Source organism: Faecalibacterium sp. An77 (assembly GCF_002161315.1).
Lineage (GTDB): Bacteria > Bacillota > Clostridia > Oscillospirales > Ruminococcaceae > Faecalibacterium.
In genome coordinates, this window is record NZ_NFHK01000075.1 from 1 (window position 1) to 7,249 (window position 7,249).

Below are 7,249 nucleotides of genomic sequence, written 5' to 3' on the forward strand. Positions count from 1 at the left end.
TCCAGACAAAGACTGGCCTGGCTCCGCTCTCGCTTCGCCAGGCCAGTCTTTGATTCGTTTACTTCTACCCCTTGCAGGCCTCTTTTTTGTACTGTCCGCACAATATGGGGCGGTTCAATTTGCATGGGAGTTTTAATTTTTATTTCTCTGTTTTTCTATTTTAGAAAGCAGGAGCAAATCATGGAAAACGCCGTGACACAAATACGGGAATACATTTCCGGCAATCACGATGCACGGATTGACTGTGACGACGAGGGCGAATTATATCGGTTGTTCCATGAAGTAAATGCTTTGGTTGCAATCTTAAATGCTCATGCAGAAAATGAGGGAAAAGCAAAGATTTTTTTGAAAGACACCATATCAAATATTTCCCACCAACTGAAAACGCCCCTTGCAGCTCTAAATATATACAATGGACTTCTGCAAGAAGAAACTGCTAATTTCCCGGCGATTAAGGAATTTACTGATCTTTCTGAACAAGAACTTGACCGAATAGAAACCCTTGTCCAAAATCTTCTCACAATTACGAAGTTGGATGCCGGGACGATTGTTTTGGAAAAGAGCGAACACTACGTTGATGATATGATGGCACAAATCCAAAGGCGATTTGCATTTCAGGCGCAGCAACAGGAAAAGAATTTGAATTTTGCTGGACAAGATACTGTTATGCTGATTTGTGACGCGCATTGGTTTATGGAGGCGATCGGCAACATCATAAAAAATGCTCTGGATCATACGAAAGCAGGAAGTACCATTCAAGTTTCGTGGCGTGAGTTTACATCAATGGTGCAGATTGTAGTAAAAGATGATGGAAGTGGTATTCACCCGGAAGATCTTCCCCACATCTTTAAGCGGTTTTACCGCAGCCGTTTTTCAAAAGACACACAGGGCGTTGGCTTGGGGCTGCCTCTTGCAAAGGCAATTATTGAGGCCCATAGCGGAACAATAGAAGTAGACAGCGAATTAGGCGTAGGAACGACATTCACAATCAATTTTTTGATTCCTACAAAATTGTAGGGTGAATGTCATCTTGCAGTAGGATTCGTATGGTACTCTTTCTATACCAAAGCAGAAAGAGGTGTTAGAACAATGAACTTATTAGAGGTGCAAAACCTGTCAAAAACCTATGGAAGCGGCGAGGCCACTGTCCATGCCTTGAAAGGTGCGACCTTTTCCGTTCCGAAAGGTGAATTTGTTGCCATAGTTGGTGAATCAGGTTCCGGCAAAAGCACGCTGCTGAACATGATCGGCGCACTGGATACTCCAACTTCCGGCAAGGTGTTTATTGACGGCAAAGATATTTTTTCTATGAAAGACCGGAACTTGACGGTATTTCGCCGTAGAAATATTGGCTTTATTTTTCAGAGTTTCAACCTGATCCCGGAGCTGACGGTAGAACAGAATATCATTTTCCCGGTGTTGCTGGATTACCAAAAGCCAAATAAAAAGTATCTGGAAGAATTGCTGGCGGTACTGAACCTGACCGCACGGAGGAACCATCTTCCCAGTCAACTTTCTGGCGGCCAGCAGCAACGTGTCGCTATTGGACGTGCCTTGATTACACGTCCCTCTCTGATCTTGGCAGACGAGCCGACCGGCAATCTGGATACGCAAAACACAAGCGAAGTCATTGCGCTGCTGAAAGAAGCATCCAGAAAATATGAGCAGACCATTGTTATGATTACGCATAGCAAAAGCATCGCCCAGACCGCTGACCGTATTTTGAGGGTATCCGATGGTGTACTGACGGATTTCGGGAGGTGCCGTGAATGAAAAGTTATCTTAGTCTCATTCCCATCTCCGCTAAAGTCCACCGCCGTCAAAATCGTATGACGCTGCTTTGCATTGTATTTGCTGTGTTTATGGTAACAGCAGTATTCAGTATGGCAGAAATGGGTTTTCGGATGGAACAGGCCCGATTGGTTGGTAAGCATGGAAGTTTCTCTATTGGAGACTTACTCGGCAGTTCCATGGGGCAAACCCTTCTTTCTGTTGCGGTTGTTCTGTTCCTGCTGATTTTGATTGCAGGCGTTTTGATGATTTCCAGTAGCATGAATAGCAGCGTTGCACAGAGAACCCAATTTTTCGGAATGATGCGCTGCATTGGTATGAGTAAGCAGCAGATCATCCGCTTTGTCCGTTTAGAGGCATTGAACTGGTGCAAAACAGCTATCCCTATCGGTCTTGTTTTAGGGGTTGTTACTACATGGGGATTTTGCGCGGTACTGCGTTTTGTAGTCAGAGAAGAATTTTCTGATATTCCCCTCTTTGGCATTAGTATTTTTGGCATTGCTTGCGGTATCTTTGTGGGACTGATTACTGTACTGATTGCCGCAAATGCTCCGGCAAAACATGCTGCGAAGGTGTCTCCCATCACAGCGGTGTCTGGAAATGCAGGCCACGAAAAAACAATGCGTCATTCGCCGTATGTAGGTTTCGGAAAAATTGAATCCCTTCTTGGTGTCAGCCATGCAATCTCCGGGAAGAAAAATTTATTCCTGATGACAGGTTCTTTTGCACTTAGCATCATCCTGTTTTTGAGCTTTTCTGTTATGGTCAATTTTGTGGATTACCTAATTCCTCAGTCGGCTGCCACATCAGATATAGATATTGCAAGTGCTGGCGGTAATACGATTCCTCGGGAACTGCTTACATCCATCTGCGAAATGGATGGAGTGAAGGAAGTTTACGGGCGTCGTAGTGTGTTTGATGTTTCTGCCAAACTAAACGACGACACCAACTTTTCTGGCACAGTCGATTTGATTTCTTATGACGATTTTGATTTACAATGTCTGAAAAAAGACGGTGCTTTGAAAAGGGGGAGTGATTTGTCCAAAGTTTTTGGGGACAGCAATTTTGTTTTGGCAACATCCGATCAGGACAGCACATGGGAAATCGGTGACACTGTTCAGATTGGGGATGAAACCCTTACCATAGCCGGACTGTTAAAAAATGACCCATTTAGTGAGAATGGATTGACAAATGGAAAGCTCACATTGATTACCTCTGGTGAAACATTTGTCCGTTTGACAGGAGAGGAAGGTTATTCTCTTGTGCTGATACAGACAACGGGAGATGTTACGGACGAAAATGTTCAGGCAATCCAGAATTCCGTAGATCAAACATATAGCTTTCGAGATAAACGCGACGAGCGCACTACGGGAACTTATATGGCTTTTGTTTTCTGTGTTTATGCGTTTTTGGCGATTATTGCACTGGTAACGGTAATGAACATCGTCAATAGCATTTCCATGAGTGTGTCTGCCAGAATGAAGCAATATGGAGCTATGCGGGCAGTAGGAATGGATGAACGGCAAATGACGAAAATGATTGCTTGTGAAGCATTCACCTATGCTGTTTTGGGGTGCGTTGTTGGTTGTGCTATTGGCTTGCCGCTTAGCAAATCGCTGTATGATTTCCTTATTGCGGGGCATTTTCCATCTGCTGTGTGGCAGTTCCCAATTACCTCTTTGGGCGTTATTCTTCTGTTTGTCTCGATTGCGGCAATCGCAGCTGTATATACTCCGGCAAAACGAATTCGCAATATGTCGATTACTGCAACCATAAATGAGTTATAGTATCATATTTTGATCTGCCGGGCGACGGCAAAAGAAAAAAGCCGTCGTACAGCAGCCCTTTGACACGCTTGTTTACCCTGCGGCGGCTTTTTAGAGCCGCCGCTTCTTTTTGTAAAATTCAACAACGACTCTATATTTTGTAAACACACACGGCGGCATTAGGAGGATGCCGCCATGCCAGTTTTACTTTTTCTTAGTCCTCATAGCCTGCACCAGCTAAAAAAAGCATAGCCCCGCCTCCGGGTTATTCCGGCTATGTATGCGAAATCTGTTGGAACCTTAACTATTATGTCATTTCATGCGCTCGAGTGGCCTTGTGCCGCCCGGGCGCTTTTGCGTTCTTATGGGGCCGCTTCGGGCCATGTTGGCCCGAAGTCATTCCCCGGTGCCGCTCCCCACCGCCTTCGTTTCGGTCACTTGTCAACCATCAACCGAAACGGAGGTCAATATGGCTATTATCAATCTGCGGGATTACTACCCGTTTTATACATCGGATTGCTTCATGGAAGTATCGGACGAAGTTGCTGAAATGTTCAAAGAATTTGACCGCAAGGAGGCAGCCTACCGACTGCGTACATACCGCCATAAAGCCTACTATTCCCTTGATCGGGATGATGGGCTGGAGCATGAGGCTGTCTTTGTCGCACTTTCACCCCATGAGTTGTACGAGAGGAAAGTTACCATGCAGGAGCTTCACGCTGCTATTGCCAGCTTGCCGGACAAACAGGCCAAACGGATTTACGCTCACTTTATTCTTGGCATGACGAAACAGGATATTGCCCGGGCAGAAGGGGTCCATGAGAAAGTAGTCCGTGTGGCAATCGAGCGCGGGCTGCGGCACTTGGAAAAGATTTTGAAAAAACTCTGTGAGGTGTACCGATTTAGGCCAAAAAATGAAATGGCTTATGAGAGGCAAAACACTTCGGGTCAAGGTGGCCCGAGGTTCGGACAAGCCCTCATGCAAATCGAAAACTGAATAAAAAGGCACCCGGATACGAAGGGAAATGCGCTGTGTGACAGGCCCGCCACGACCTCTGCTTTTGGAGAATACAGTCTCTATAAAACAGGGCGAGCGATCAGGCTCATGCCATAGGTGGGGCAAGGCTGGCTCAACCGGAACAGGCACATGACCCGGATACTTGCGTTTAGTCACAGTCCGAGCGTTGAAGCGGCCTTGCAAGCCGTGAGCCGTCGCAGGCAATGAGAACGCCTTGCCATCAGAATGGGGAGAGTTGAAATACTATGGGGCAGAAAGTCTATGCCCGTCCGGTGTGTCTGTAATGTAGTAAAAACCTGTGGGGAGCCCTCCGGCAATGCTGTCTGATGATAGGCCAACCAATCCGGCGAGGCTCCCCATCTTTTTCTCAAAGGAGTTTCTTATGGAAAATGCGTTTGGGATGTTTCCCGGTTTTGAGCCGGATGAATGGAGCAACGACGCCTGCCGCGGCTATGTCATCATGGCAATGGAGGACTGCGGCTTTTCAAAGAAGGATATTCGTCGTGTTGTGGGACAGCTTTATGAAGTCTTTGATCTCAACAGTGTGGAGGACGCTAAACAGAAATTTCACTCCAGTCCGTACTGACCTCGGGCCACATCGGCCCGAAGTGGAGAAAGCTCAAAGGGCGGCACCTGCGGGTGCCGTCTTTTGACATTTCCCCACAGGACAAGAGGGAAACGCTGGCAAGTACACCCATTCTGAAAAGGAGGTTTCCAATGACACAGGCCGTCACATATCAACGAGAAACAAAGTCTGTACCCTTTCAAGGGAAAACTATTGTGCTGGAAAGCCTCACGCCGGTACTTTCCCCGAAGGAGAAGGAACAGCGCAAAAAAGAAATTGAACGCCGTCTTTATGAGGTGTTCAGTAAGTACGGGGACAGGTTTCACTAACCATTCGCAACATTGTTGTCCGGGGCTGCTGATAGTATAATATAGTTGTAAGGTTGGTAGCTCCATTCCAACAAGGAAAGGAGCCCAATATGGAATTTATCAGAGAAGATTGCATTTATGCGAGACAGTCAGTAGACCGCAAGGACAGTATCAGCATTGAAAGTCAGATTGACTTCTGCAAGTATGAATTGAAAGGTGGGAGCTGCCGGGTATTTAAGGACAAAGGCTATTCCGGCAAAAATACCGACAGGCCGGAGTTTCAAAAGCTGCTGGGCGAGATCCGCAAGGGAAAGGTTCGGCGGGTCATCGTGTACAAGCTGGACCGGATAAGCCGCTCTATTCTGGACTTTGCAAATATGATGGAGCTGTTTCAAGAGTACGATGTAGAGTTCGTATCATCCACGGAAAAGTTTGATACCTCGACCCCGATGGGACGGGCCATGCTGAATATCTGCATTGTATTCGCCCAGCTTGAACGTGAGACAATCCAGAAGCGCGTCACGGACGCCTATTATTCCCGGTGCCTGAAAGGCTTTCACATGAGCGGTCAGGCTCCATACGGCTATCAGTTGGAACCCACGGTGGTAGAGGGTATCCGTACAAAAAAGATGGTTGCCGACCCCGTAGCCGCCGACCATGTACGGCTGATGTTTGAGATGTACGCCGAACCGGAAACCTCTTTCGGAGACATTACCCGCTACTTTGAGGAACAGGGTATCAAGATTTACGAAAAGTCAATGGTTCGGAGTTTTCTTTCCCAGCTTTTACGGAACCCTGTTTACGCACAGGCCGACTTGGAACTGTACGAGTTTTTCAAGAGCCAGGGCGCAGCGATTGTCAATGACGCTTCCGATTTTGCCGGAACAAACGGCTGCTATCTCTATCAGGGGCGGGATGTGAAGGAGGACAAGGACAGGTGCCTAAAAGACCAGATACTTGTTATCGCTCCGCATGAAGCATTGATCCCCTCTGACACATGGCTGAAATGCCGGAAAAAGCTCATGGCAAATACCACCTTCCAGCAGGGGCGGAAACCAAAAAACACTTGGCTGGCCGGAAAAATCAAATGCGGGCATTGTGGGTATGCGCTGAAAGCCACCCATGTACCAAACAGCACAGGCTATTTCCGCTGCACCAAACGGACGGAAAACAAAGGTTGTCCGGGCTGCGGGAAAATCCGCAAAGAAGAATTTGAGCAATTTATTTTCTCGGCCATGCAAGAGAAGTTCAAAGATTTTCAGATACTCCACGACCAAGAGGAAAAGGTTAATCCGAAGCTGACAGCCTATCAAGTAGAGCTGGCACAGGTGGAGGCAGAAATTGAAAAACTGCTGGACACGCTGACCGGAGCCAATGCGACCTTGCTTGCCTACGCCAACAAGAAAATCGAAGAACTGGACACCCGCCGTCAGACCATTTCAAAAGCCATAGCCGATTTGAGCGTCGAAACCATATCGCCCCAGCAGATAAAGAAACTTTCCTATTATCTCGACAACTGGGAGAGCATAGATTTTGACGACAAAAGAAAAGCCGCCGATGGCTTGATTTCTACAATCAAGGCCACCAGCGACCGTGTTCAGATAGAGTGGAAAATCTGACATTTCCGCTCTATCGCCCCTCATTTCTATTTTATCTCGTTTGTACCCCTTGTACACCGACGCTTGTCTTCCCGAATTTTCGGCGTCGAAGCTGAGAAACGGTAGAATGATCCGGAACAGGCTCGTCAAAGTCGATTCCCAGAAACCAACGGAAAGCGATATTTATTCGAACTTCCTGCTCC

The 7,249-nt window shown here is 47.1% G+C and carries 7 protein-coding genes and 1 pseudogene; 7 read left to right on the forward strand and 1 reads right to left on the reverse strand.

The features are described from left to right. The first annotated feature begins 102 nt into the window (after positions 1-102). From B5G28_RS13815 to B5G28_RS13840, 7 genes and pseudogenes are all read left to right on the forward strand, one after another. Positions 103-1,017, forward strand: a complete 915-nt coding sequence (locus B5G28_RS13815; RefSeq protein ID WP_242967634.1) for a HAMP domain-containing sensor histidine kinase — start codon at positions 103-105, stop codon at positions 1,015-1,017. A gap of 72 nt (positions 1,018-1,089) precedes the next feature. Then, the gene (locus B5G28_RS13820; RefSeq protein ID WP_087249734.1) at positions 1,090-1,773 is read left to right on the forward strand and encodes an ABC transporter ATP-binding protein; all 684 of its coding nucleotides are present in this window, start codon (positions 1,090-1,092) and stop codon (positions 1,771-1,773) included. Beyond that, complete coding sequence (locus B5G28_RS13825; protein WP_087249736.1) at positions 1,770-3,578, forward strand: ABC transporter permease; 1,809 nt, start codon at positions 1,770-1,772, stop codon at positions 3,576-3,578. The genes B5G28_RS13820 and B5G28_RS13825 overlap by 4 nt, the downstream gene beginning before the upstream one ends. Positions 3,579-4,026: 448 nt before the next feature. Continuing rightward, positions 4,027-4,437 (forward strand): annotated as a pseudogene (locus B5G28_RS13830) (sigma factor-like helix-turn-helix DNA-binding protein); the annotation flags it as partial. 520 nt (positions 4,438-4,957) lie between these two features. After that, the gene (locus B5G28_RS13835; RefSeq protein WP_021419835.1) at positions 4,958-5,161 is read left to right on the forward strand and encodes a hypothetical protein; all 204 of its coding nucleotides are present in this window, start codon (positions 4,958-4,960) and stop codon (positions 5,159-5,161) included. A gap of 131 nt (positions 5,162-5,292) precedes the next feature. Beyond that, positions 5,293-5,469, forward strand: a complete 177-nt coding sequence (locus B5G28_RS14875; RefSeq protein ID WP_021419834.1) for a hypothetical protein — start codon at positions 5,293-5,295, stop codon at positions 5,467-5,469. Positions 5,470-5,558: 89 nt separating this feature from the next. Next, the gene (locus B5G28_RS13840) at positions 5,559-7,067 is read left to right on the forward strand and encodes a recombinase family protein (RefSeq protein ID WP_087249738.1); all 1,509 of its coding nucleotides are present in this window, start codon (positions 5,559-5,561) and stop codon (positions 7,065-7,067) included. Positions 7,068-7,098: 31 nt separating this feature from the next. Here the strand turns inward: B5G28_RS13840 and B5G28_RS13845 are convergent. After that, the coding region (locus B5G28_RS13845; RefSeq protein WP_144265564.1) for a transposase at positions 7,099-7,249 on the reverse strand (151 nt) is incomplete at its 5' end.